Genomic DNA, 25862 nt, shown 5'->3' with positions numbered 1-25862 from the left:
GGCCCCCCCGGCGCGGCCCCTCTGCGATATGGGGGGCCGGGTGGTTAGGCGCGGGGGGCGGGCGGGGGGGGCGTCCGCCCCCCCCCCCGGCCGGGGGGGGGGGGGGCCCCCCCCGCCCCCCCCACGGCCGTCCCAAGACACTGATCCGACGGGGGGAGACCCGCATGCCCGCAGCGCCCGGTGTACCCAGCGCACTTGATCTGCTGTCCGACGCCCGGCTCTACCTGTGCACGGACGCGCGGAAGCGGCAGGGGGATCTCCCCGAGTTCCTGGACGCCGTCCTCACCTCCGGTGTGGACATCGTGCAGCTGCGTGACAAGGGCATGGAGGCGGCCGAGGAGCTGGACCACCTCCAGGTCTTCGCCGACGCCTGCCGCAGGCACGGCAAGCTCCTCGCCGTGAACGACCGGGCCGACGTGGCGCACGCCATCGGCTCCGACGTGCTGCACCTGGGCCAGGGGGACCTGCCTGTCTCCGCCGCCCGCGCCATCCTCGGTACGGACCTGCTGATCGGCCGCTCCACCCACTCCGAGGCCGAGGCGATGGCGGCGGCCGGCGAGCCCGGCGTGGACTACTTCTGTACGGGACCCTGCTGGCCCACCCCCACCAAGCCCGGCCGCCACGCTCCGGGCCTCGACCTCGTGCGGTACGCGGCGTCGCTGGCCACCCGGCGCCCCTGGTTCGCGATCGGCGGGATCGACGCGGGCAACCTCGACGAGGTTCTGGACGCCGGGGCCCGCCGGGTCGTGGTCGTACGGGCTCTTACGGAGGCGGACGATCCGGCGATGGCCGCCGCCGGGCTCGCGAAGCGCGTACGCGACCGGATCGCCTGACATCCGCCCCCGGTTCCCGCACCTGACTCCTGGTGTCCGTACCGTCCGAGGGGTGGACAGGGATGGTGCGAAGTGGACAAATCGACCTGGTCTGGTTGGGTGATCGCCGCACCCTCGATAGCCTTTCGGTATGGCCTTTGGTACAGCTTCGACCAGGACGGATCACGCCCGTACGGTGCGCGATCTGCTGGCGACCGACAAGTTGTCGTACTCGTTCGAATTCTGGGCACCCAAGACGGAGAAGGGTGAGCGGAATCTCTGGAACGCGCTGCGCCGGGTCGAGGCCGTCGCCCCGAACTTCGTCTCGGTGACCTACGGCGCGGGCGGCTCCACCCGCGCGGGCACGGTCAAGGCGACCCAGCGCATCGCCTCCGACACCACGCTCGTCCCGGTCGCGCATCTCACCGCCGTGAACCACTCGGTGGCCGAACTGCGCAACATGATCGGCCAGTACGCGGACGCCGGGATCAGAAACATCCTCGCCGTGCGCGGCGACCCGCCCGGTGACCCGATGGGCGAGTGGGTCAAGCATCCCGAGGGCGTGCGGTACGCGGCCGACCTGGTCCGGCTGATCAAGGAGTCCGGCGACTTCTGCGTCGGCGTCGCTGCGTTCCCCGAGATGCACCCGCGCTCGACCGACTGGGAGAGCGACATCCGGCACTTCGTGGCCAAGTGCCGCGCGGGCGCCGACTACGCCATCACCCAGATGTTCTTCGACCCCGAGGACTATCTGCGGCTGCGGGACAAGGTGTCGGCCGCCGGCTGCGACACCCCGATCATCCCGGAGGTCATGCCGATCACGAACGTCCGGCAGCTGGAGCGCTTCTCGCAGCTCAGCAACGCGGTGGTGCCCCCGGCACTGAAAGAACGGATCCTCTCCGTCAAGGAGGATCCCGCCGCTGTACGCTCCATCGGTATCGAGTACGCGACGGAGTTCTGCGCGACGCTGCGCGCGGAGGGTGTCCCCGGACTGCACTTCATTACACTCAACAACTCCACGGCGACGCTCGAAATTTACGAGAATCTCGGACTGCACGAGCAGTCGTGACCGGTCGTACCCGCCCCGCACCGGGGCGGTGACCGCAGGAGAGGGGCGGGCATGGGCTGGACGGTCCTCTACATCGCGTTCGGCATCGTCGCGCTGTGGCTGCTGGGCGAAGTGCTGCTCCAGTACAAGGCGCGGCTCCGCTGGAGACTGCTCGCCTTCACGGGGTTCCTCGGCGTGGTGCTGGGTGTCCTGCTCGCCTCCGTCCCGGTCATCGGGGTCGGCGCGATCGCGTTCGCGGTCGGCCAGACCTATGTGACGCTGTCGTTCCGGCGCGGCTTCTCCACCGGCTGGGCCATCGGCGGCAGCCCCGGCGCGAGCCGGCGCCGCAAGGCCGGCGGTGAGGGCGAGTCACGCGAACCGAGCCTGGAAGTCTCGGACTTGGAGTACCAGCCCGTCGCGCCCGGTCCCGTCCCCGGCCCCGAAGGACTCGCTGGTCCCGTCCCCGACGAGCCGCCGTACGTCCCGTCCGTCTACGAGCCGGAGCCGATGCCCGACGAGACGGGGCAGTACGGCGTGTACAGCGACGCCGCCTACCAGGCGACCCAGTACGGCAATTACGACCCGTACACCGGTTACGACCCCGCCACGGGCCAGAACACCTACGCCGGCCAGGACTCCTACGCCGGCCAAGGGCAGGGCCAGGGCCAGGGCGGGTACGGCACGCCCGATCCGTACGGCGCCACGGACCCCTACGCCAGCCACGGCCAGGACGCGTACGGCGGCCAGGACGGGTACGGCGGAGGGCAGGACGCGTACGCGGCGCAGAACGGCCAGGGCGGACAGTACGACTACGGCACGGGCCAGCAGCAGTACGCCGCGTACACCGACCCGTACAGCGGCGCGACCACCGGCGGCGACGCCTACGGCTCGTACGACAGCTACGGCGGCCAGCAGCAGTACGCGGACCCCTACGGCGGTCAGAACGGCCAGGGCGGCAGCCAGGGCGGCGGACAGCAGTACGGCGCGGACACGCCGCCCGGCGGGGTCTGGGTCCCGCAGCAGCGCGAGGCTGACAACGTCCCCCCGATGCCGCAGCAGGAGCCCCAGCAGTACGGCTACGACCCCAACTACGACGACCAGCGCTACCGCTACTGACGCTTACGACCGCTCCTGACGGGCGTTCAACTCCCGCCACCTGTTAGCGGGTTCACGCGGACACGCGGCTCGCGGTGGCTCACCGCGAGCCGCGGAAGTCCGCCCCCTCCACGATCAGCCCGGCGACCAGCGCCCCGGACATCCCCGCGTGCGCCAGCCCACCGCCCGGATGCGCCTCGCCGCCGACGAGATACAGATCGGGCAGCCGTGTGCTGTTCGCCGGACGCAGCAGCCGGCCCCCGGCACCCGCCAGCGACGGCGCGGGCACCGAACCGCCCCGCGCCCCGGTCCTGGCCGCCGTGTCGGACGGCGTACGGATCTCCCGCCAGCGCAGCCGCTCCCGCAGCTCAGGCACGGCGGCGCCGGCCGCCTCCACCAGCGCATCGGCGTACCGCTCACGCAGCCCGGCGTCCGTCCAGTCCACCGGACCCTGCGGTGCGACGGTCGCGGTGACGGTGACCGCCTCGTGCCCCTCGTCCGGACGCGTCGTCGGGTCGTCGGGCCGCAGCACCGTGACCGTGGGCCGCCCCGCCGTCCGCCCGGAGAACACGGCGCCCGCCTCCTCACCGGGGGCGCGGGAGTGCACCACCGTACGGTGCGCTGTGCCGTCCGGCCTGCCGCCGCGCAGCGCCAGCAGCACCGTGAACCTGCCGGGGACCGACGGCGTCCCGGCGTCCGCGCCCCCGCCGCCGGGCCGTACGTCGTCCTCCCCCCACAACTCCCCGTCCACGAGGGCGGCGGGAGCAGTGCCCGCCACCACGTGGTCCGCCTCGACGACCGTGGAGGCGCCGACGGACGCCCCCGGCGCCAGCTCGACACCGGCCGCGCGGCCGTCCTTCTCCACGATCCGCGTCACCTCGGCGTGGAAGACGAACTCCACCCTGCGCGCCAGGCACCGCTCGTACACCGCGTGCGCCAGCGCCCGCATCCCGCCCCGTACGTACCAGCTGCCGAAGGTCTGCTCCATGTAGGGCAGCAGCGCGGCGCCCGCCGGGGTGTTTCGTGGATCGAGCCCGTACGACAGGGCGTACCCCTCGAACAGCGCGCCGAGTCGGGGATCGGCCAACTCCTGCGCCCCCACCTCCGCGACGGTGCCCGCCAGCCTCGGGCCGCGCAGCAGCCTCCGCTGCCGGACGGCCGGATACGGGTCACGCCCCAGCACCTGCCAGTCGTCGCGCAGCGGCTCCTCCAACAGAGGCCGACGCGACCGGTCCCAGGCGTCCCGCGCCCGGCCGAGGAATTCGCCCCACCGCTCACCCGCGCCCGCGCCGAGCGCGGCGTCCAGCGCCGCGACGACACCGGCGCGCGACGCGTTGGGCAGGGACACCTCGGTCCCGTCCGGGAAGACATGCCTGCTCGCCGGGTCGACCTGGGTCATCCGCACGCACTCTTCGAGCGGCTTCCTGCCGGTCTTGACGAACAGATCCCGGTAGACGGCGGGCAGATGCAGCAGCGCGGGCCCCGTGTCGTACGCGAACCCGTCGCGCTCGAACCGGCCGAGGGCGCCGCCGTACGTCGCCGAGCGCTCGTACACCGTCACTTGGTGCCCCGCCACCGCCAGCCGGGCAGCCGCCGACATCGCGCCCATCCCGGCGCCGATCACCGCAATCCGTGCCATGGAAGTGGACCTTAGCGGCCGGTTTTCCCGGCGCCGCGCGCGGGAGGCCCGGTCGGGGGTCGGGGAGTCGGGGAGCGTCGGGTCAGAGGGGTGGCCACGCGGTGGCCATGCGCCGCCGCGCGCGTCTCTCCGCCCTGCGCCTCCAGAACCGCCGGATCTTCGAGGCCAGGAAGATGACGATCACGATGCCGGCCAGCAGGAGACCGCCGGCGATGATCGCCGCGGCCAGCGGATGGAAGATCGCGAAGGTGATGATCCCGGCGACGCCGAAGTCCTCCGCGGTGCTCACGGCGATGTTGCTGAAGGGCTCGGGGGAGGAGTTCACCGCCATCCGCGTGCCGGCCTTCACCAGATGGCTCATCAGGGCGGTCGACCCGCCGACCGCGCCCGCCGCGATCTCCGGGAGCGAACCGCTCTGCCCGGCGAGCAGCGCGGCGACCACCGCGCCCGACACCGGTCTGATGACCGTGTGCACGGAGTCCCAGATCGAGTCGACGTACGGGATCTTGTCCGCCACCGCCTCGCAGACGAAGAGCACTCCGGCGACGACCAGCACATCGGTGCGCTGAAGCGATTCGGGGACCTCGTCGGTCATCCCGGTCGCCCCGAAGACACCGAACAGCAGGATCACCGCATAGGCGTTGATCCCGCTGGCCCAGCCACTGGTGAAGACAAGCGGGAGTAAGGACACGGACGAGATGGTAGCGAGAGTGTCGGCCGCACGGGTGAGGACCGGAACGGGGTTGTGAGTATCCGTACCTAGTACGTGAGATGAGTAGACACGCGGATGGGCCCCCACCTGCGGAGACGGAAGAGTGAGGGGCACGGGAGGGGCGCGACGCCGAAACCGCCGGCACGGGGCGGCGGAGCGGCGTGGCACCCCGACCGCTACGGGGTGGGGGTGCGCCGTTCCGCTCGGGTCTGGAGTGAGGAAGCCCGATCGGAGCGGCGCATTTCCTTTGCGGGCCTGTCGGTCTCCGCGTCAGCCCCCGCCGACCCGGCCGCGCAGCAGCAGCGAGAGCGCCGAGTGCACGTCGTCGATCGACCGCTCGGGCTGGAACGCCTGCCAGTCCAGAGCCGCCACCAGCACCATCCCCACCAGCGCCGCGGCCGTCAGCGGAATGTCGATCTCCCGGCTCAGCTCACCGCCGTCGATGCCCTCCTGGAGCACCTTCTCCACGACGGCGACGGCCTGCTGACGCACCACCAGGAGGGTGGACTGCCAGGCGCGGTTGGTGCGCCAGAGTTCGGCCACGTACAGCTGTGTGAAGGCCGGATAGCGGTCGATGAAGGCGAGCCCCGCCCGGATCATGGCGTCCAGCGCCTCGACGCTCGTCCCGTCTCGCTCCGCCGTCTCGTCGGCCGCCGTCCGGAGGGAGGCGGTCAACAGGCCGACGCCGTGCCGCAGTAACTCCTCGAACAGCTCGGTCTTGCTCTTGAAGTTGTAGTAGACCGTGCCCTTGGCGACTCCGGCGCGGTCGGCGATCTCGTCCACGGTCGTCGCCGAGAAGCCCTGTTCGGCGATGAGAGTCACCGCGGCCTCGTAGAGCTTCTGTCTGGTGGCCTGGCGGCGGGTGCTGCTCCTGTCCATGCGCCCGATTCTCACAGGTGCCGGCCTGCGTATCCGACTCACAGGATCAATTCGGGATGAAGCCGGTCCAAAGTGCTGCGGCCCGGTCGAAAAGCTCCTCCGAACGTGCGAGCGAAGTGAAAGCGCAGGTCAGGGCCGATTGTCAGTGGCGTGCTCCACGATGGACACATACGGCCACAGAGCCGTCACAGAGACGACCAGGAGGTTCGTCATGGCCAGTTCCTACGCCGCAGCCGCACGCCGGCGAAGCACAGGCGGCCCTGCCCCCTCACTGACCGGCGCCGCGACCGATGTCCACCCTGTCCTGAGGCGCGCGACCGCGCCGCCCGCCGCCCTCGATCTCCTCGCCCAGGCCCGTTCGGGACTGGACGAGGCGGCCACGCTCGAAGCGCCCAACGAGCGCTACGCCACGGCCCATCTGGCCGCCCTGCGCACCGCGGCGGCGGTTCTCGCCGCCCGGGGCCGCCCCGAGCCCACGACGAGCCCGCGCCGCAGGCGCATAAGGAGCGCCTGGGAAGTGCTGCCCGAGATCGTGCCCGAGCTGACCGAGTGGAGCGCCCTGTTCGCCTCCGGAGCCACCCGCAGGGCGCGGGCCGAGGCCGGCATCCAGGGCGCGGCGAGCAGCCGCGACGCCGACGATCTGCTGCGCGACGTGGCCATGTTCCTGCGCCTCGTGGAGCGGCTGCTCGTGCTCGAACCGGTGCTGCCCCGGCCCAGGGCCGAACAGCCGGAGGAGGGCGGCGCCGCTGGGTGAGGGAGAGGGCCGACGGAGGCAATAGGCTGTGCGGAGCTTGCACCGTTCACGCCCCGCGACCTGGGGCGGCACCGCGCCGAGGAGTCAACTGTCGTGTCGGACCCTTCCCCTACCTTCGGTGGAGAGACGCCGTCGCGCCCCCGTAGCTCCCTGCGCACCGCCGTGGTCTGGGAGGTGCTGGAGCGCGCCCTCGCCAGCCGCGTCGCCGCCGCGGGCACGGCGCGCCTGGACGTCCTCGACACCGGAGGCGGCACGGGCAACTTCGCCGTGCCCGTCGCCCGCCTGGGCCACCGGGTGACTGTCGTGGACCCGAGCCCCAACGCGCTGTTCGCGCTGGAGCGCCGGGCCGCCGAGGCTGGTGTCGCCGACCGCGTCAACGGCGTCCAGGGCGACATCCACGGCCTGTTCGACGTGGTGGAGCGGGGCGGTTACGACGCCGTGCTCTGCCACGGCGTGCTGGAGTACGTCGACGACCCGGCCGAGGGGGTCCGCAACGCGGTCGAGGCGCTGCGCCCCTCCGGTGCGCTCAGCCTGCTCGCCGCGGGCCTCGGCGGAGCTGTCCTCGCCAGGGCGCTCGCCGGGCACTTCACCGAGGCCCGGCAGGCGCTCACGGACCCGGCGGGCCGCTGGGGCGAAGGCGACCCGGTGCCGAGGCGGTTCACCGTCGAGCTGCTCACGGAGCTGGTCGACAAGGCCGGTGTCGACGTGGGCGCGGTGCACGGTGTGCGGGTCTTCTCCGATCTGGTGCCCGGTGTTCTGGTGGACACTCAGCCGGGCGCTCTGGAGGCCCTGCTGAAGCTGGAGGCCGCCGCCGCGGAACTGCCTTCCTTCCACTCCGTCGCGAGCCAGCTGCACGTCCTGGGCGAGAAGCGCGCCTGACGGCCGGCGGCCGCGAACACTGATCGCGGTGCTGATCAGCAACGCAGCTGCGCATGGAGTGCGCCACAGGCCCCCCGGCAAGGCGTTCGGCGCCGTATGATCGGGGTACGCCTTCCGGCATGACGGGTCGACGGTTGGGGAATCAACGCCTCAGCGGCCGAGTCGGCATGGCGGCCCGGATTGGCGAAATGGCGTAGAGGGCGGGTTTCACGGGGGCGATTCCCTGCCTATCCTGAAGGGGCCGCATACCGGTCGCCCCCCGCGACCGACGACTAGGAGGACTCCGTGCCGCTCTCGGAGCACGAGCAGCGAATGCTCGAGCAAATGGAGCGAGCGCTGTACGCCGAAGATCCCAAGTTCGCGACAGCGCTTGAGGGAAGCGGGCTGCGTACGTACACCCGGCGACGGGTCTACCAGGCGGTCGCTGGCTTTCTGGTGGGTATCGCGCTCCTCATGACCGGTATGGTTGCCAAGCAGATCTGGATCGGCGTGGTGGGTTTCCTCGTCATGCTGGGCTGCGCGGTTCTCGCGGTCACCGGCTGGCGCAAGGCCCCGAAACCGGGTGAGCAGCAGCCGTCCGGTGAGGCCACGGCCGACCGCCGGCAACCACGGCAGCGCCGCTCGTTCATGAACCGGATCGAGCAGCGGTGGCAGCGTCGTCGTGACGAGCAGGGCCAGTAGCAGGGCCCGGGTTCCCAAACTTGCAGTAGTGGCGCGACGGCCGTGAGACACGGCCGGTACGGATGAGGGGCGAACGCGGGAAAGCGTTCGCCCCTCATCCGTCTCCGCATACGGCCCCGGCCCCGGATCGCGGGTCCGGGCCGCGCCGGACCCGGAAAGACGACGGGGGCGGGGGACGGGGCCGGAAAGCCGCCCTCGTACCCCCGCCCCCGGACCGTTCCCGGACGGTCCCGGCCCCCTCGGGCTCAGCCCCGCTGCCGGGACGGCCTGCGGATCAGCGCCGCCCACCGGCGGCCCAGCTCCAGGCGGCGCACGCCCCAGCGGTCCACGACGGCGGCCCAGCGCTCGGACACCCCCCACATCACCCGAATGGACGAGCGCGGCAGGAGAAGCGCGCGCTGCCGGGCCCAGCGGCCGACCGCCTCGCCCAGGCCCACACGCACCCGCTGGACATCGTCGGCGAGTCCTGCGGCGGGCCGTGGCTCCGGCGCGTACAGCACCTGTTCCACCGCGCGCGCCACCCGGTGCACGGCATTGGCGGCCTCACCCTCCAGCCGCCCCAGCCGCACGATCCGGGCAGCGGTCCTGCGCGGGGTCTGCGAATCGTCGGGACGGATGCCGTGGTCCCAGGCCGTGTCGACGATCTCCCGCCAGGCGCCCAGTACCCGCGCCGTGGCATCGGCGGGCGTACGGCCTCCGGAACCAAGACGCCGGGCCCGGATCCGGATCCGCCACAGCAGCGGCAGGAGTGGCAGCAGCAGTACGGCCAGGACGCCCAGCGTGATGGCGGCGATCGTTCCGGCGGATGTCCCCGAGTCCGTCGGAGGCTGCGCGCCCGCCGGCGCGGTCGTGCCGCAGTCGCCGATCCTGGCCGCCTGGGGCGGGCAGCTGTCCGAGGCGGACGGCTGCGAGTTCGGCGCGGTCGAAGCGCTGGACTCGGGCTGGGCCGGGTCGCTCGCATCGCCCGAGGGAGCCTCCGGGATGGTGTAGTCCGGTGCGCTGCCCCGGCTGGGCGTCGGCTCGAAGCGGGTCCACCCGACCCCCTCGAAATACAGCTCGGGCCAGGCGTGCGCGTCACGGAGCCCGACCGACATCGTGCCGTCCGACTGCGGTGTGCCCGGCGTGAAGCCCACCGCCACCCGCGCCGGTATGCCCAGCGTGCGGGCCATCGCCGCCATGGAGAACGAGAAGTGGACGCAGAAGCCCTCCTTCTCCCTGAGGAAGCGGCTGATGGCGGTGACACCCGTGCCGGAGGCGACCTGGGTGTCGTACGTGAAGCCGCCGTCCACGGCGAACCAGTCCTGGAGCCTGACGGCCCTCTCGTAGTCGTTCGCCGCGCCGTCGGTCACCTCGCGCGCGGTGGCCTCCACCTCCTTCGGCAGGTTCCCCGGCACCTGGGTGTACTCCCGCACCAGCGAGGCGGGCGGCCGTGGCGCCGCCGCGAGCTGTTCACGGGTCGGCTCCACCAGCAGGCTGCTGACCTGGTACTGCGCGCCCTGCGTCGTCTCGCCCCGGTCGCCGACCAGGGTCCGGCCGCTCGGTTCGAAGCGCCAGCGCCCCTTGATGTCCACCTCCGACGCCGGGTAGGGCATCGGCAGATAGTTCTGCCGGTACCAGCCGGCGGCGGAAATGTTCGTCTTGATCTCGGTGGTGCTGACGTTGCCGCCCAGACCGGGCGGGCCGGGGAGCCTGTCCGGCACGTCCTCGACACTGCGCTGGGAGAACCGCCAGGACGTACCGTCGAAGTCGTCCAGCGCCATGATCCGCAGATACAGGTTCTGGGTGTCCTCCGCGTTCGTGCGGTACCGCAACGCCTCCCGGTCCTCGGGCTGGTTGAGGTTGTCCTGGAGCGACACCAGCGGATTGACGGCGGAGATCGTGCCACCGCCGAGACCCGAACCCGCCCCGGCCCCCGTGCCGTTGAGCAGTCCGCCGTTCAACGACGGCAGCGCGGCGGGCACGACGAGCGCGATTCCCAGCGCCATCACACCGATACGGCGGCCCGTGCGGACCGGGGCCGTGGCCGCGCCCCCGGTGTCCATCCCGGCGGCCGTACGGCCCGGCGCACGCGGGGCGCCGCCGAAGACCCTGCCCCACTGGGAGAGCCGGTCCCGGCCCTCGGCCAGCAGCAACAGCAGATAGCCGCCGGCCGCGAGCAGGAACCAGAGCCAGGAGGCGCCGCCGCCGGAGAGACCGGCGGCGACCGAGTACAGCGCGAGCAGCGGCAGTCCGGCCGGCGCCGCGCTGCGGAACGTCACGGCGAGCGCGTCCACGGCGAGACCGATGACCAGCACACCGCCGACCAGCATCAGCTTGATGCCGTCGGTCGCCGGCGCCGGGATCGCGTACCGCCCGACGTCCTGGCCGCCCGCGTTCAGCAGCTCGCCGAAGCGCAGGAAGACATCCGGGCCGGGCAACAGACCGAGCAGGGCGTACTCGGAGGCGAACACCACCGTGAGCATCAGCAGCCCGGCGACCGTCTGGAGCACCACGGTCAGCGTCCTGGCCAGCGGCACCCGCCGGCCGAGTGCGCCCACCCCGACCAGCACCGCCAGCATGAACGCCGCCTGGGCGAACCAGCCGGCGTTCTTGACCAGTGGCAGCAGCGCGCCCGCCGACATCAGCGTGGCGATGAACGCGCACAGCGCCAGCTTCGCCCGACCGCTCATGACCATCCTCCGGAGAAGCCCGCCGAGCCCTGTGTCGCACCCGACTCGGTGCGCTGTTGTGCCGCCTGCTGCCACAGGTCGGGGAGCGCGACCCCGGCCGGCACCGCCAGGGCGGTCCAGCCGGACTCGCGCAGCTGCCGCAGCCGGTCCTGGACCCGCGCGGGCGGTGCGCCACCGCCCTGGAGCCAGCCGGAGCTGTCCAGGACGAAGGCCACCGCGGCGCCGCTGCGGTGCCGCATCCGGCTCGCCACGGCGATCTGCTCCTCGTCGAGATCACCGAGGAAGGCGATCAGCAGTCCCTCGGTCCCGCCGCGCAGCACGTCGTACGCGCGGGACAGCCCCGCTCCGTCGGAGTGGTCGACGACGGCGAGGGTGTCCATCATCAGTCCGGCCGCGTCGGCGGACTCCTGCGTCGAGCCGGCGAATCCGTCGGCACCCTGGCCGGGCACCGAGCTTCCCGTGTCCGTCAACAGCCGTACGGCGAAGCCCCGTTCCAGCATGTGCACCAGCGCGGACGCCGTGCCCGACACCGCCCACTCGAACGCCGAGTCGGGACCGGCGCCCTGGTAGGCGAGCCGCCGGGTGTCGAGCAGCACCGTGCATCTGGCCCGCTGCGGCTGCTCCTCGCGGCGCACCATCAACTCCCCGTAGCGCGCGGTGGAGCGCCAGTGCACCCGGCGCAGGTCGTCGCCGTGCCGGTAGCCGCGCGGGATGACGTCGTCCTCGCCGGCCAGCGACAGGGAGCGCTGCCGCCCGTCGCCGTACCCCGCCGTCGCTCCCGCCAGCCGGACCGGTGGCAGCGGCTCGGTGCGCGGGATGACGGTCAGGATGTCGTGGGCGCTGAAGGAGCGCGTCAGCTCGCACATCCCGAACGGGTCGCTCAGCCGCAGCTGGAGCGGCCCGAGCGGATAGCGCCCGCGCAGGTCGGAGCGGACCCGGTAGGAGACCTCACGGCGCCCGCCCGCCTCCACCCGGTCCAGGACGAAGCGGGGGCGCGGACCCAGCACGTACGGCACATGGTCCTGGAGCATCAGCAGACCGGTGGGGAGCCGCGACACGTTGTCCATCCGCAGATGGACACGGGCCTCGGACCCCGCGGGCACCCGCGACGGCGAGAGCCGCCTGCTGCCGGCGACCCGGTAGCGCGTGCGGTACAGCACGCCCACACAGACCAGCGGCAGCACGGCCAGGAGGATGCCCACCCGGAGCAGGTCCGCCTGGCCGAGGACATAGGCGCAGACCGCCGCCGCGATGCCCGCGGCGAAGAAGGACCGGCCACGAGTGGTGAGACCGCCCAGCGCCGCCCGCAGCCCGCCCTTGTCCTCGGTGTCCGAGGCGGCGCCGGGCTCCATCACAGCCGCCGGACGCCCGGCTGCTGCCGGTCGTAGTGCGGCGCGGCGATCACGGGAGCCTGCCGGCCGCCGTCGGCCGTCGGCACCGGGACGCGCTGAAGGATCTCCTGCACCACCTGCTCGGCGGTCCGGCGGTTGAGCTGTGCCTGCGCGGTCGGCAGCAGCCGGTGCGCGAGCACCGGGACCGCCAGCGCCTGCACGTCGTCCGGCAGCGCGTACTCCCGGCCGCTCAGGGCGGCGGAGGCCTTCGCCGCGCGCAGCAGATGCAGCGTCGCGCGCGGTGAGGCGCCCAGTCTGAGATCCGGGTGACCGCGGGTGGCCCCGACCAGCTCCACCGCGTACCGCCGGACGGAGTCGGCCACATGGACCTTCCGCACGGCGTCGATCAGCTTCACGATGTCGTGCGCGTGGGCCACCGGCTGGAGATCGTCCAGCGGCGAGATCCCGCCGTGCACGTCCAGCATCTCCAACTCGGCCTCCGCGCTGGGATAACCGATGGAGACCCGGGCCATGAAGCGGTCGCGCTGCGCCTCGGGCAGCGGATAGGTGCCCTCCATCTCGACCGGGTTCTGCGTCGCCACCACCATGAAGGGGCTGGGCAGTTCGTACGTCTGGCCGTCGATGGTGACCTGGCGCTCCTCCATCGATTCCAGCAGCGCCGACTGCGTCTTGGGCGAAGCGCGGTTGATCTCGTCACCGATCACGATCTGCGCGAAGATCGCTCCGGGCTTGAACTCGAAGTCCCGCCGCTGCTGGTCGTAGATGGAGACCCCGGTGATGTCCGAGGGCAGCAGGTCAGGCGTGAACTGGATACGCCGCACCGAGCAGTCGATGGAGCGTGCCAGCGTCTTCGCCAGCATCGTCTTGCCGACGCCGGGGACATCTTCGATGAGCAGATGTCCCTCGGCGAGCAGCACTGTCAGCGAAAGCCGTACGACCTCAGGCTTGCCTTCGATCACACCTTCCACCGATGCGCGGACACGCTCCGCTGTGGTGGTCAGATCTGTGAGGCTCGCTCGATCGTCATAGGTCGTCACCCGGCCCTCCTCGGCCCGTTCATACGGGCCGAGGCTCTTCGCACGGCCCGGCCCACCCCGAAATACGGACGCCGCGTCCGGAAGGTTCCGGAGCGCCGCTGTCACTCACGCATTCTTCTCGCCGTTACCGCTTCGTGTCACTCGCCTGTGGATAAGTGGGTGCGAATTGCCGGAGTTGCTGTGTTTCCTGTGCGGGCGACGCGGTCAGTTCGCCGGGTCGATTTCCCGCAGAAGGCCTGTCGACACCTCGAAGACAAAACCGCGTACGTCGTCGGTGTGCAGGAGGAACGGTGATGTCCGCACCCGCTGCATCGACTGCCGTACGTCCTGGTCCACGTCCCTGAAGGACTCCACGGCCCAGGCCGGACGCTGTCCGACCTCCATTTCCAGTTCGTGCCTGAAGTCCTCGGTGATGGCCTCCAGGCCGCAGCCGGTGTGATGGATGAGTACGACGCTGCGGGTCTTGAGCGCCCGCTGGCTGATGGTGAGTGAGCGTATGACGTCGTCGGTGACGACGCCGCCCGCGTTGCGGATCGTATGACAGTCGCCGAGCTCCAGGCCCAGCGCGTCGTGCAGGTCGAGGCGGGCGTCCATGCAGGCGACCACGGCGACGCGGAGGACGGGGCGGGCGTCCATGCCGGGGTCGACGAAGGCACTGGCGTAGCGGCGGTTGGCGTCCACGAGTCGATCGGTGACCGTGCCGTCGGTGCGGGCCGCACCGGCCGGTGCCTGGGCGGACTCTGCGGGGAGGTGCGCGGATGTCGACATACCTGTAGACGGTAATGCTCACGCGCGCCGGGAGCCTGCTGTGCGAAGGGACAAACGTCGTCAACGAGGCCCGGTGTGAGGTAAGCCACATGGGTGAACCGTGATGGAGGGAACGGGTGATGGGCGCCGTTTTCGATTGCGCATGATCTCGTCACCGCCTCATCGAGATCTTCACGAGATCCGCGCCGGCGGCCCGCCCGCAGCGGGCCGGGCGACGCGCTGGCCGGTTGATTGACCGAGGGAACCTGTGGACTAAAGTGACGCGAAGTTCACGGACATCCCGAACACTTACCGGAACACTCCCCGAATTTCCCCCGCGTGTGCGGCGTGCGTGCCGCCGGACAGGGCCTGGGCCTCCTCATGCTCGGCGGTACATCCGTCCACGCCGGACCTGAGAGGGCGCATGAGCGAGCGCAGTCAGCGAACCAGGCCGTGTCCGACGAGGTCCGGGTCCCGCGAGGCCCGAGTATGACCGCCACCCGGCACGTTCCGGTGATGCTCGACCGGTGCCTTCACCTGCTCGCCCCCGCCCTCGCCGAACCGGGCGCCGTCGTCGTCGACTGCACCCTCGGTCTCGGCGGCCACAGCGAGGCGTTGCTCAGCACCTTCCCCGCCGCGCGACTGGTCGCGCTCGACCGGGACAAGGAGGCGCTACGGCTCTCGGGCGAGCGGCTGGCCCCGTTCGGCGACCGCGCCACCCTCGTGCACGCCGTCTACGACGAACTCCCGGACGTGCTCGACCGGCTGGGCATCCCGCGCGTCCAGGGCGTCCTCTTCGACCTCGGCGTCTCGTCCATGCAACTCGACGAGGCGGACCGGGGGTTCGCGTACGCCCAGGACGCCCCGCTCGACATGCGCATGGACCAGTCGGCCGGGATGAGCGCGGCCGAGGTCCTCAACACCTACCCGCCGGGCGAACTGGTGCGGATCCTGCGGGCGTACGGCGAGGAGAAGCAGGCCAGGCGCATCGTGTCGGCCATCGTCAGGGAACGCGCCGTCGAACCCTTCACCAACAGCGCCCGGCTGGTCGAACTCATCCGTGACGCGCTGCCGCAGGCCGCCAAGCGCACCGGCGGCAACCCCGCCAAACGCACCTTCCAGGCCCTGCGTATCGAGGTCAACGGCGAACTGACCTCGGTGGAGGCGGCCATTCCGGCGGCGGTGGAGTCCCTCGCCGTCGGCGGCCGTATCGCCGTACTCGCCTACCACTCCCTCGAAGACCGCCTGGTCAAGCAGGTCTTCGCGGCCGGCGCCGCCAACACCGCACCGCCCGGCCTGCCCGTCGTCCCCGAGCGCTACCAGCCGAGGCTCAAACTCCTGACGCGCGGCGCCGAACTGCCCACCGAGGAAGAGGTCGCCGAGAACCGCCGGGCCGCCCCAGCCCGGCTGCGCGGCGCCGAGCGGATCCGGGAGGACGTGCGGTGAGACGACCGGGCAGGCAGCTGAGGGGGCGCGCCGCGCGGCTCGCCCGGCTGATGCCGACGACCGGGCCGAGCACCGCGGCGCGCACGCCCTTCGTCCTGCTGGTCGTACTCCTGCTCGGCGGCGGGCTGATCACGCTGCTCGTGCTGAACTCCTCGCTCAACACGGGCTCGTTCAAACTGAGCGAGCTCAAGAAGCAGACCACCGACCTGACCGACGAACAGCAGGCGCTCCAGCGGGACGTGGACAGCCTCTCGGCGCCCGACGCGCTCCAGCGCCGCGCACGCCAACTCGGCATGATGCCCGGCGGCAGCCCCGCCTTCCTGAACCCGGACGGCAGGATCAGCGGCATCCCCTCCAAGGCCGGCGCTGTCCCGTACGGCGCTCCGTCCGCGATGGAGGCCACCCCGCCGGTCGCCCCGAGTCTGCCCGCCTCACTCGCACCGTCCGTGACGCAGTCGGCGTCGCCCACGAGCACACCGGCCTCCCCGTCCTCCTCAGGAGGATCCCCGTCCACGGCCCCCTCCGGCACTCCCACCGCCCCGGCGGGCTCGCGCGGGGCGCCCTCCACCACACCCAGGACCGGACCGACGTCCGGCGCACCCACCCCGACGACCTCCGGCAGGTGACGCAGTGCCCCCCGAGCAACCACCGCGCCGCCGCGTCCCCGGCCCCGCGCGCTCCGGGAACGGCGGGGGCCCCCAGGGCTCCTCCCAGGGCTCCGCGCAGCGCCCCGCCCCACGGCGCTCCGGGCGCCCGCGCCGCCCCGTCCAGGGCCGTCAGCGCTCCGGCGCCCGCGCCCCGCACCGTATCCGGCTCGGCAACCACCGCCCCCGGCTCCGTCTGGTCAGCCTCGGACTGACCCTCGTCATGCTGGTGTTCGTGGTCCGGCTGCTCCAGGTCCAGGCGGTCGACGCGAGCGCGTACACCGCCAAGGCGGAGAAGAACCGCTTCACGAGCGTCACGCTCGCCGCCGAGCGCGGCGAGATCACCGACCGAGCCGGTGTCGCCCTCGCCACCAGCGTCGACGCGCACGACATCACGGCCGACCCCAAGATGTTCACCCCCGAGGACAGCAACGTCGCCGACGCCCCCGAGCAGGCCGCCGCGCTCCTTGCCCCGATCCTCGACAAGGAGCCCGAGACACTCGCGAAGCAGCTCTCGGTCCCCAAGTCCCGCTTCACGGTGCTCGCCCACCGCCAGACCCCCCAGGTCTGGAACCAGATCAGCGACCTGAAGTCCGTGCTCGCCGAGAAGGCGGAGAAGGCGCGCACCGCCAAGGGCGGCAAGGGCGGGGACGCACCGGCCAGCGTCCTCGCGGGAGTCTTCCAGGAGCCCAGCAGCAAGCGCGTGTACCCCAACGGGGACCTCGCGGCCGGGATACTCGGATACGTCAACTCGGCCGGCCACGGAGGCGGCGGCGTCGAGTCCATGCTCGACAAGCAGCTGTCCGGCCAGGACGGCGAGATCACCTACGCCCACTCCGGCGGCCGTCGCGTCCCCACGGCGGGCTCCCATGAGACCCCCGCCGTCCCCGGCACGGACATCGAGCTGACCATCGACCGGGACATCCAGTGGGCCGCCCAGCGGGCCATCTCCGACCAGGTCACGGAGTCCAGGGCCGACCGCGGCTACGTGATAGTGCAGAACACCCGGACGGGCGAAGTGCTCGCCATGGCCAACGCCCCCGGCTTCGACCCCAACGACCTGTCGCAGGCCGACGAAAGCGGCATGGGCAACGCCGCGCTCCAGGACGCGTTCGAACCGGGCTCCACCAGCAAGGTCATGTCCATGGCAGCCGTCCTGGAGGAGAAGGCCGCCGTCCCCGGCACCCATGTCACCGTGCCCAACCGGCTGCACCGCGGCGACCGCCTCTTCAAGGACGACGTCGACCACCCCACCTGGTATCTGACGCTCAACGGCGTCCTCGCCAAGTCCAGCAACATCGGCACCATCCTGGCGACCGGGCAGCTCGGCAAGACACAGGCCCAGGCCAACCGGGTACTCCACTCCTACCTGCGTAAATTCGGCATCGGCAGCCCCACGGGCCTGGGCTACCCCGGCGAGACCCAGGGCATCCTGGCCGATCCGAAGGACTGGTCGACCTCGCAGCAGTACACGATCCCCTTCGGTCAGGGGCTGTCGGTCAACGCCATGCAGGCGGCATCGGTCTACTCGACCATCGCCAACGGCGGCGTACGGATCGAGCCCACCCTGGTCCGCGGCACCCAGGGCCCGGACGGCCGCTTCACCCCGGCGACCGCTCCCAAGAAGACCCGTGTCGTCAGCGAGAAAACCGCGAAAACGCTCTCCACCATGCTCGAATCGGTGGTCGGCAACGAGGCGGGCACCGGTACCAAGGCCCGGATCCCCGGCTACCGCGTCGCCGGCAAGACGGGAACGGCCAACCGCGTCGATCCCGAGACCGGCCGCTACAAGGGATACACCGCGTCCTTCGCGGGCTTCGCGCCCGCCGACAACCCGCAGATCACCGTCTACTGCGCCATCCAGAACCCGACCAAGGGCAGCTACTTCGGCGGCCAGATCTGCGGCCCCATCTACAAGGAGGTCATGGAGTTCGCTCTCAAGAGCCTCCAAGTCCCACCGACCGGCAAGAAGTCCGATCCGCTGCCGGTCGAGTTCAAGCCCGGCGAGTGACCCAGGGAACACCCCAGTGACAACGATCACCCCCGACTCGGGGAACCACGACGACCCGTCCGTCACCCCACCAGACGGCCCCGGCACCCGGCGCCCCTCACATGGCCCGCGCCCCGGTGAGCCCGGTACGCTCACCGCCGTGCCCCACGCAGATCAGTACCGAACCACCACAAAGGACGCGCCCTTGAACCACCCCGGAGCGCCCCGCCCGAACCAGGTCAGGCCGACCCCGCTCGCGGATCTGGCCGCCCGGCTGGGTGCCGAGCCCCCGGCCGACGGGGCGGCGACCGGCATCACCCACGACTCGCGGGCGGTACGCGTCGGGGACGTGTACGCCGCCCTGCCCGGCGCCCGCTTCCACGGCGCCGACTTCGCCGCCCAGGCCGCCGACCTCGGCGCGGCGGCGATCCTGACCGACCCGGCGGGCGTCGAACGCGCCGCCGCGACCGGCCTGCCGGTGCTGGTGACCCCCGACCCGCGGGGCAGCATGGGTGAACTGGCGGCCGAGATCTACGGCCACCCCGGCGCCGGCCTGCTCCAGATCGGTATCACCGGCACGTCCGGCAAGACCACCACGGCGTATCTCGTCGAGGGCGGCCTGCGCGGTGCCGGACACCACACCGGGCTCATCGGTACCGTCGAGATGCGCATCGGCGACGAGCGCATCAAGTCCGAGCGCACCACCCCCGAGGCCACCGACCTCCAGGCGCTCCTCGCCGTCATGCGCGAGCGCGGCGTCGACTCCGTCGCGATGGAGGTTTCCAGCCATGCGCTGGTGCTCGGCCGGGTCGACGGCTGTGTCTTCGACATCGCCGTCTTCAACAACCTCAGCCCGGAGCACATGGAGTTCCACTCCGGCATGGAGGACTACTTCCAGGCCAAGGCGCGGCTGTTCACCCCCGAGCGCAGCCGTGTCGGCGTCGTCAACTTCGACGACGGGTACGGCCGCAGGCTCGTCGACGCGTCGGGCGTGCCCATCACGACCTTCTCCGCCGAGGGCCACCCCGACGCCGACTGGCGGGCGGAGAACGTCGAGGTCGGCACGCACGGCAGCACCTTCACCGTGGTCAGCCCCAAGGGCGAGCGGATCCGCGCCGAGGCCCCGCTGCCGGGCCCCTTCAACGTCGCGAACACCCTGGCCGCCGTCGTCACCCTCGCCGTGGCCGGAATCGACCCCCAGGTCGCCGCCGACGGCATCGCGACCGTCCCCGGCGTCCCCGGCCGGCTGGAGCGCGTCGACGCCGGGCAGCCGTACCTCGCGGTCGTCGACTACGCCCACAAGACCGACGCCGTCGAATCGGTCCTGCGCTCCCTGCGCAAGGTCACGCGCGGCAAGGTGCACATCGTGCTGGGCTGCGGCGGTGACCGCGACCGGGCCAAGCGCCCCTCGATGGGCGCGGCAGCCGCCCGGCTCGCCGACACCGCCGTTCTGACCTCGGACAACCCGCGCTCCGAGGACCCGCTCGCGATCCTCGCCGCGATGCTCGCGGGCGCCGCCGAGGTGCCCATCCACGAGCGCGGCGACGTCCTGGTCGACGCCGACCGGGCGGCGGCCATCGCCTCCGCGGTGTCCCGCGCGGGCGAGGGCGACACCGTCCTGATCGCCGGCAAGGGCCACGAGCAGGGCCAGGACATCGCCGGGGTGGTACGCGCCTTCGACGACCGTCAGGTGCTGCGCGAGGCCATCGAGCGCTCCCGCCGCCGCGAGACCGAGAGTCCCGGTCGGGGATGAGGGGACCGTCCGGCGACCGGAGGGCGACAGCGGGGGCCGCGGGCCGCCGCCGGCCCTCCCCGTCGCCGGTCGCCCCACCGCCCTCCCCGTCGTCGCCGGTCGCCCCGCCGGCCTCACGCTCACCCGTAGCCCCGCCGCCCGGCGCGGCCCCATCCATCACCCGCCCTCCATTTGCCGGACGGTCCCAGTGATCACCCTCTCCCTCGCCGAGATCGCCACCATCGTCGGCGGGCAGTCGTACGACATACCGGATCCGGCCGTCCAGGTCACCGGCCCCGTCGTCATCGACTCCCGCCAGGTGGCGGACGGCAGCCTCTTCGCCGCCTTCGCCGGCGAGAACGTCGACGGCCACGACTACGCCCGCAAGGCCGTCGAAGCGGGCGCCGCCGCCGTACTGGCCGTCCGGCCCGTCGGCGTCCCCGCCATCGTCGTCGATGACGTCGTCCAGGCCCTCGGCGCCCTCGCACGGGCCGTCGTGGAGCGCACCGGCGCCACGGCCGTCGCGCTCACCGGATCGTCGGGCAAGACCAGCACCAAGGACCTCATCGCCCAACTCCTGCGCCGCGCGGGCCCCACCGTCTGGCCCGACGGCAACCTCAACAACGAGATCGGCCTCCCGCTCACCGCCCTGCGCGTCGCCGACGACACCCGATTCCTCGTCCTGGAGATGGGCGCGCGCTACATCGGCGACATCCGCTACCTCACCGGCCTCGTCCCACCGAGGATCGGTCTCGTGCTGAACGTCGGCACCGCCCACATCGGCGAGTTCGGCGGACGCGAGCAGATCGCGCAGGCCAAGGGCGAGATGGTCGAGTCCCTGCCGCCCGCCGACGAGGGCGGTGTGGCCGTCCTGAACGCCGACGACCCTCTCGTACGCGCGATGGCCACCCGCACCAAGGCGCGGGTGGTGCTCTTCGGGGAGTCCGACGAAGCAGACGTACGGGCAGAGAACGTCCACGTCGACGGCCTCGGCAGACCCTCCTTCCGCCTTCGAACACCCACCGGGTGCAGCGACCTGACGCTGCGGCTGTACGGTGAGCACCACGTGTCGAACGCGCTCGCCGCGACCGCCGTCGCCCATGAGTTGGGCATGTCCGTCGACGAGATCGCCCTGGCGCTCTCCGAGGCGGAGACCCTCTCCCGCTGGCGTATGGAGGTCACCGAGCGCGCGGACGGCGTGACGATCGTCAACGACGCCTACAACGCGAACCCCGACTCCATGAGGGCAGCGCTCCGCGCGCTGGTCGCCATGGGCGGTGCCGCCAGGGAAACCGGCGGACGCACGTGGGCGGTGCTCGGCCCGATGGCCGAACTCGGTGACGAGGCGCTCGCCGAGCACGACGCGGTCGGACGGCTCGCCGTCCGGCTCAACGTCAGCAAGCTCGTCGCGGTCGGGGGCACGGAAGCGTCCTGGCTGCGACTGGGCGCTTACAACGAGGGTTCGTGGGGTGAGGAGTCGGTGCACGTGTCCGACGCGCAGGCGGCGGTCGATCTGTTGCGCAGTGAACTGCGTTCGGGAGACGTCGTGCTGGTGAAGGCTTCCAGGTCGGCCGGACTGGAGCGGGTCGCCCAGGCGCTGCTTGAGAACGCAGTCGAGGGCGAGGTCTCCGGCCGATGAGGCAGATCCTCTTCGCGGGAGCCATCGGGCTCTTCCTGACCCTGATCGGTACGCCGCTGCTGATCAAGCTGCTGGCCCGCAAGGGTTACGGCCAGTTCATCCGGGACGACGGCCCGCGCAGCCACGGCAGCAAGAAGGGCACCCCCACCATGGGGGGGATCGCCTTCATCCTCGCCACCCTGATCGCCTACGCCCTGGCCAAGGTGATCACCGGCGAGGACCCGACGTTCTCCGGTGTGCTGGTCCTGTTCCTGATGGCGGGGATGGGCCTGGTCGGCTTCCTGGACGACTACATCAAGATCGTCAAGCAGCGTTCGCTGGGCCTGCGGGCCAAGGCGAAGATGGCCGGACAGCTGATCGTCGGCATCGCCTTCGCGGTGCTCTCGCTCCAGTTCGCCGACATCCGCGGCAACACCCCGGCCTCCACGAAGCTGTCGTTCGTCACGGACTTCGGCTGGTCCATCGGACCTGTGCTGTTCGTGGTCTGGGCGCTGTTCATGATTCTCGCGATGTCCAACGGCGTGAATCTGACGGACGGTCTGGACGGTCTGGCCACCGGCGCGTCGGTGATGGTCTTCGGCGCTTACACCTTCATCGGCCTCTGGCAGTTCCAGGAGTCCTGCGCCAACGCGCTGACCCTGACCAACCCCGAGGCCTGTTTCGAGGTACGAGATCCACTCGACCTCGCCGTCGTCGCCTCCGCCCTCATGGGCTCCTGCTTCGGCTTCCTGTGGTGGAACACCTCACCCGCCAAGATCTTCATGGGCGACACCGGTTCGCTCGCGCTCGGCGGCGCCCTCGCGGGCCTCGCCATCTGCTCCCGTACCGAACTCCTGATCGCCCTGCTCGGCGGCCTCTTCGCCCTCATCACCATGTCCGTGGTGATCCAGGTCGGCTCGTTCCGGCTGACCGGCAAGCGTGTCTTCAGGATGGCCCCGCTCCAGCACCACTTCGAACTCAAGGGGTGGTCCGAAGTCCTTGTCGTGGTCCGCTTCTGGATCATCCAGGGCATGTGCGTGATCGTCGGACTCGGACTCTTCTACGCGGGCTGGGCGGCCGACAAGTGAGCGGGCGCCAGCCGGCCGTGGACCCGGCGGACGTACGCGCCCGCTGGCACGGCAAGCGGGTCACCGTCGCCGGCCTCGGGGTCTCCGGCGTCCCGGCGGCCCGCACCCTGCGGGAGCTGGGCGCCGACGTCACGGTCGTCAACGACGGGGAAGACGAGCGCTCCCGCACCCAGGCCGCCGAACTGGCCGAGGCCGGCGTCACCGTACGGCTCGGCGACGGCGCGACTCTCCCCGAGGGAACCGAACTCGTCGTCACCACCCCCGGCTGGCAGCCCGACAAGCCCCTCTTCCTGGCCGCCGCCGAAGCCGGCGTACCGGTCTGGGGAGACGTCGAACTGGCCTGGCAGCTCAGAGGCCCCGACGCCGCCCCCTGGCTGGCCGTCACCGGCACCAACGGCAAAACCACCACCGTCCGGATGCTCGCCGCGATCCTCAAGGCTGCGGGCCTCCGTACGGAGGCCGTCGGCAACATCGGCGTCTCGCTCCTCGACGCCGTCCTGCCCGACGAGAACGGCGAGGAGAAGTACGACGTCCTCGCCGTCGAACTCTCCAGCTACCAACTGCACTGGGCGCCGAGCCTGCGGGCCCACTCCGCCGTCGTACTCAACATCGCGCCGGACCATCTCGACTGGCACGGCTCCATGGAGGCGTACACCGCCGACAAGGGCCGGATCTACGAGGGCAACACCGTCGCCTGCGTCTACAACGCCGCCGACAAGGTGACCGAGGACCTGGTGCGCCAGGCCGACGTCGAGGAGGGCTGCCGCGCGATCGGCTTCACCCTCGGAACCCCCGGCCCGTCCCAACTCGGCGTCGTGGAAGGCCTCCTGGTCGACCGCGCCTTCGTCGAGAACCGGAGCGCACAGGCGCAGGAGCTGGCCGAGATCGCGGACGTCCACCCGCCCGCCCCGCACAACATCGCCAACGCCCTCGCGGCGGCGGCCCTGGCCCGCGCGTACGGCGTCGCCCCCGCCGCCGTACGCGACGGACTGCGCGCCTTCCGCCCGGACCCGCACCGTATCGAACACATCGCGGACGTCGCGGGCGTCGCCTACATCGACGACTCCAAGGCCACCAACACCCATGCCGCGGAAGCCTCCCTGGCGGCCTACGACCCGATCGTCTGGATCGCCGGCGGCCTCGCCAAGGGCGCGTCCTTCGACGAACTGGTGGAGAAGTCGGCGAAGCGGCTGCGCGGCGTCGTCCTCATCGGCCGCGACCGGGCGCTGATCGCCGAAGCCCTCGCGCGACACGCCCCTGAAGTACCGGTCGTGGACCTCGAACAGACGGACACTATGGCGATGTCGGCGGCGGTCCGTGCGGCGGCGCGCCTCGCGGAGACCGGGGACACCGTCCTGATGGCCCCGGCCTGTGCCTCGATGGACATGTTCGTCAACTACAACAAGCGGGGCGAGGCGTTCGCGGACGCCGTCCGCGCACTCGCCGCCGAGCACGCCTGACCGACCGGCCGACAGCCCTGCGAGCGTGAGCCGCGACAGCCCCACCGGCCGGTCGTGCCGCGCACGACTGGAGGGGACAGCGAAGATGGCGGCCGACGACACCGCGGGCACGGACCCGCGTCCCGCGCGCCCTTCGGCACGCGGATGCATCCTCGCCGCCGTACCGTTCTCCGCCCCGCTGCCCCTGGCCCTGCCGGGGGCAGCCGTAGGCGCCGCCACGGAGCCCGTGGGCCCGCTGGGCCTCGCCCTGCGCGGCCGGCCCCCCGGAGCGGCCGTACGGCGCGCTCCCGCCGCTCGTGGCGGGGCCGCGGGACCCGCCGTCCGGCCGCCCCGCCCGCCGCGCGGCAACAGGGTGCGGCGGATGTACGAGCGGGCCCGCCGCGCCTGGGACCGGCCGCTCACCGCGTACTACCTGATCTTCGGCGCCGGCCTGCTGCTCACCGCGCTCGGTCTGGTGATGGTCTACAGCGCCTCGATGATCAAGGCACTTGAGCTGTCGCTGCCCGGCTCGTATTTCTTCCGCAAACAGTTCCTGGCCGCAGTCATCGGCGCCGGACTGATGCTGCTCGCCTCCCGGATGCCCGGCAAACTGCACCGCGCGCTGTCCTACCCGCTGCTCGTCGGAGCCGTCTTCCTGATGGTCCTCGTGCAGGTGCCGGGGATAGGGCACTCGGTCAACGGCAACCAGAACTGGATCTATCTCGGCGGTCCCTTCCAGCTCCAGCCAAGCGAGTTCGGCAAGCTGGCGCTGATCCTGTGGGGCGCCGATCTGCTCGCCCGCAAACAGGACAAGCGGCTGCTGACCCAGTGGAAGCACCTGCTGGTGCCGCTCGTCCCGGTCGCCTTCATGCTGCTCGGACTGATCATGCTCGGCGGCGACATGGGCACCGCCATCATCCTCGCCGCGATCCTCTTCGGACTGCTGTGGCTGGCGGGGGCGCCCACCCGGCTCTTCGGCGGCGTGCTCGCCGTCACCTGCGTCCTCGGCTTCATCCTCATCAGGACCAGCGCCAACCGGATGTCCAGGCTCGCCTGCATCGGCGCGACGGAGCCCGGTCCCGAAGACCAGTGCTGGCAGGCCGTGCACGGCATCTACGCGCTGGCCTCCGGCGGATGGTTCGGTTCCGGACTGGGCGCGAGTGTGGAAAAATGGGGTCAACTCCCGGAACCTCACACCGACTTCATCTTCGCCATCACCGGGGAGGAACTGGGGCTGGCGGGGACGCTGTCGGTGCTCGCACTGTTCGCGGCTCTAGGCTATGCGGGTATCCGCGTGGCCGGACGCACGGAGGACCCCTTCGTGAGGTACGCGGCGGGAGGCGTGACCACGTGGATCACGGCGCAGGCCGTGGTCAACGTCGGCGCGGTGCTCGGTCTGCTGCCGATCGCCGGAGTCCCGCTCCCGCTGTTCTCCTACGGAGGTTCAGCCCTGCTGCCGACCATGTTCGCAGTCGGGCTGCTGATCGCGTTCGCGCGAGAGGATCCCGCCGCGAGAGCGGCCCTGGCCATGCGAAGGCCCGGCGTGAGATGGAAGACGATGAGACGGCGCGTCAAGAAGCGTCCGTCCGGAGAGCGGTGAA

General features: G+C 71.6%; 21 protein-coding genes. 14 read left to right on the top strand and 7 right to left on the bottom strand.

Features of this window, described 5'->3' with window-relative positions; all coding sequences use genetic code 11:
* Nucleotides 1–164 precede the first annotated feature (164 nt).
* From thiE to ACIBLA_RS31395, 3 genes are all read left to right on the top strand, one after another.
* Nucleotides 165–833 (top strand): thiamine phosphate synthase, encoded by a 669-nt coding sequence (gene thiE / locus ACIBLA_RS31405; protein ID WP_363244964.1) that lies wholly within the window; start codon nt 165–167, stop codon nt 831–833.
* 130 nt (nt 834–963) lie between these two features.
* Entirely contained in the window at nt 964–1881 is a 918-nt protein-coding gene (gene metF / locus ACIBLA_RS31400; RefSeq protein ID WP_363244963.1) for a methylenetetrahydrofolate reductase [NAD(P)H], read from the top strand.
* A gap of 51 nt (nt 1882–1932) precedes the next feature.
* A complete protein-coding gene (locus tag ACIBLA_RS31395; RefSeq protein WP_363244962.1) occupies nt 1933–2976 on the top strand; it encodes a hypothetical protein in 1044 nt (347 codons plus the stop codon).
* A gap of 79 nt (nt 2977–3055) precedes the next feature.
* On the opposite strand, the gene ACIBLA_RS31390 is transcribed toward ACIBLA_RS31395, so the two are convergent.
* The 3 genes from ACIBLA_RS31390 to ACIBLA_RS31380 all read right to left on the bottom strand — a co-directional run bounded on the left by ACIBLA_RS31390 (nt 3056) and on the right by ACIBLA_RS31380 (nt 6185).
* Nucleotides 3056–4594: a phytoene desaturase family protein gene (locus ACIBLA_RS31390; protein WP_399200573.1), complete on the bottom strand. Its 1539-nt coding sequence runs from the start codon at nt 4592–4594 to the stop codon at nt 3056–3058.
* 82 nt (nt 4595–4676) lie between these two features.
* Complete coding sequence (locus ACIBLA_RS31385) at nt 4677–5285, bottom strand: DUF4126 domain-containing protein (protein ID WP_399200572.1); 609 nt, start codon at nt 5283–5285, stop codon at nt 4677–4679.
* A gap of 291 nt (nt 5286–5576) precedes the next feature.
* Nucleotides 5577–6185 (bottom strand): TetR/AcrR family transcriptional regulator, encoded by a 609-nt coding sequence (locus ACIBLA_RS31380; protein WP_363244958.1) that lies wholly within the window; start codon nt 6183–6185, stop codon nt 5577–5579.
* Between the two features lie 211 nt (nt 6186–6396).
* Between ACIBLA_RS31380 and ACIBLA_RS31375 the strand changes: the two genes are divergently transcribed.
* From ACIBLA_RS31375 to ACIBLA_RS31365, 3 genes are all read left to right on the top strand, one after another.
* Nucleotides 6397–6939 (top strand): SAV_6107 family HEPN domain-containing protein, encoded by a 543-nt coding sequence (locus ACIBLA_RS31375; protein WP_363244957.1) that lies wholly within the window; start codon nt 6397–6399, stop codon nt 6937–6939.
* A gap of 93 nt (nt 6940–7032) precedes the next feature.
* Entirely contained in the window at nt 7033–7818 is a 786-nt protein-coding gene (locus tag ACIBLA_RS31370; RefSeq protein WP_399200570.1) for a methyltransferase, read from the top strand.
* Nucleotides 7819–8103: 285 nt separating this feature from the next.
* Nucleotides 8104–8499: a DUF3040 domain-containing protein gene (locus ACIBLA_RS31365; protein WP_363244955.1), complete on the top strand. Its 396-nt coding sequence runs from the start codon at nt 8104–8106 to the stop codon at nt 8497–8499.
* A 245-nt stretch (nt 8500–8744) separates the two neighbouring features.
* On the opposite strand, the gene ACIBLA_RS31360 is transcribed toward ACIBLA_RS31365, so the two are convergent.
* The 4 genes from ACIBLA_RS31360 to ACIBLA_RS31345 form a co-directional block, all read right to left on the bottom strand.
* Entirely contained in the window at nt 8745–11168 is a 2424-nt protein-coding gene (locus ACIBLA_RS31360) for a transglutaminaseTgpA domain-containing protein (RefSeq protein ID WP_399200569.1), read from the bottom strand.
* A complete protein-coding gene (locus ACIBLA_RS31355) occupies nt 11165–12520 on the bottom strand; it encodes a DUF58 domain-containing protein (protein WP_399200568.1) in 1356 nt (451 codons plus the stop codon). Before ACIBLA_RS31355 ends, ACIBLA_RS31360 begins: the two co-directional genes overlap by 4 nt.
* Nucleotides 12520–13557, bottom strand: a complete 1038-nt coding sequence (locus ACIBLA_RS31350; RefSeq protein ID WP_363244952.1) for a MoxR family ATPase — start codon at nt 13555–13557, stop codon at nt 12520–12522. The genes ACIBLA_RS31355 and ACIBLA_RS31350 overlap by 1 nt, the downstream gene beginning before the upstream one ends.
* A gap of 204 nt (nt 13558–13761) precedes the next feature.
* Nucleotides 13762–14325, bottom strand: coding sequence for a carbonic anhydrase (locus ACIBLA_RS31345; protein ID WP_363244951.1), 564 nt, complete (start codon nt 14323–14325; stop codon nt 13762–13764).
* Nucleotides 14326–14793: 468 nt separating this feature from the next.
* Between ACIBLA_RS31345 and rsmH the strand changes: the two genes are divergently transcribed.
* The 8 genes from rsmH to ftsW all read left to right on the top strand — a co-directional run bounded on the left by rsmH (nt 14794) and on the right by ftsW (nt 25861).
* Nucleotides 14794–15750: a 16S rRNA (cytosine(1402)-N(4))-methyltransferase RsmH gene (gene rsmH / locus ACIBLA_RS31340; RefSeq protein ID WP_399200567.1), complete on the top strand. Its 957-nt coding sequence runs from the start codon at nt 14794–14796 to the stop codon at nt 15748–15750.
* Nucleotides 15747–16376, top strand: a complete 630-nt coding sequence (locus ACIBLA_RS31335; RefSeq protein ID WP_399200566.1) for a septum formation initiator — start codon at nt 15747–15749, stop codon at nt 16374–16376. Before rsmH ends, ACIBLA_RS31335 begins: the two co-directional genes overlap by 4 nt.
* 4 nt (nt 16377–16380) lie before the next feature.
* A complete protein-coding gene (locus tag ACIBLA_RS31330; RefSeq protein ID WP_399200565.1) occupies nt 16381–18405 on the top strand; it encodes a peptidoglycan D,D-transpeptidase FtsI family protein in 2025 nt (674 codons plus the stop codon).
* Between the two features lie 184 nt (nt 18406–18589).
* The gene (locus ACIBLA_RS31325) at nt 18590–20137 is read left to right on the top strand and encodes a UDP-N-acetylmuramoyl-L-alanyl-D-glutamate--2,6-diaminopimelate ligase (RefSeq protein ID WP_363244947.1); all 1548 of its coding nucleotides are present in this window, start codon (nt 18590–18592) and stop codon (nt 20135–20137) included.
* A gap of 187 nt (nt 20138–20324) precedes the next feature.
* On the top strand, nt 20325–21755 hold the full coding sequence (gene murF, locus ACIBLA_RS31320; protein WP_399200564.1) for a UDP-N-acetylmuramoyl-tripeptide--D-alanyl-D-alanine ligase: 1431 nt from the start codon (nt 20325–20327) through the stop codon (nt 21753–21755).
* Nucleotides 21752–22822: a phospho-N-acetylmuramoyl-pentapeptide-transferase gene (gene mraY, locus ACIBLA_RS31315; protein WP_363244945.1), complete on the top strand. Its 1071-nt coding sequence runs from the start codon at nt 21752–21754 to the stop codon at nt 22820–22822. Before murF ends, mraY begins: the two co-directional genes overlap by 4 nt.
* Nucleotides 22819–24282: a UDP-N-acetylmuramoyl-L-alanine--D-glutamate ligase gene (murD, locus tag ACIBLA_RS31310; protein ID WP_399200563.1), complete on the top strand. Its 1464-nt coding sequence runs from the start codon at nt 22819–22821 to the stop codon at nt 24280–24282. The genes mraY and murD overlap by 4 nt, the downstream gene beginning before the upstream one ends.
* A gap of 25 nt (nt 24283–24307) precedes the next feature.
* Complete coding sequence (ftsW, locus tag ACIBLA_RS31305; protein WP_399200562.1) at nt 24308–25861, top strand: putative lipid II flippase FtsW; 1554 nt, start codon at nt 24308–24310, stop codon at nt 25859–25861.
* The last annotated feature ends 1 nt before the right edge of the window (nt 25862 follow it).

The organism is Streptomyces sp. NPDC050433 (assembly GCF_044458565.1).
Lineage (GTDB): Bacteria > Actinomycetota > Actinomycetes > Streptomycetales > Streptomycetaceae > Streptomyces.
Note: the sequence above shows the minus strand (reverse complement) of the source record. Positions and strands in the feature narration are given on the sequence as shown.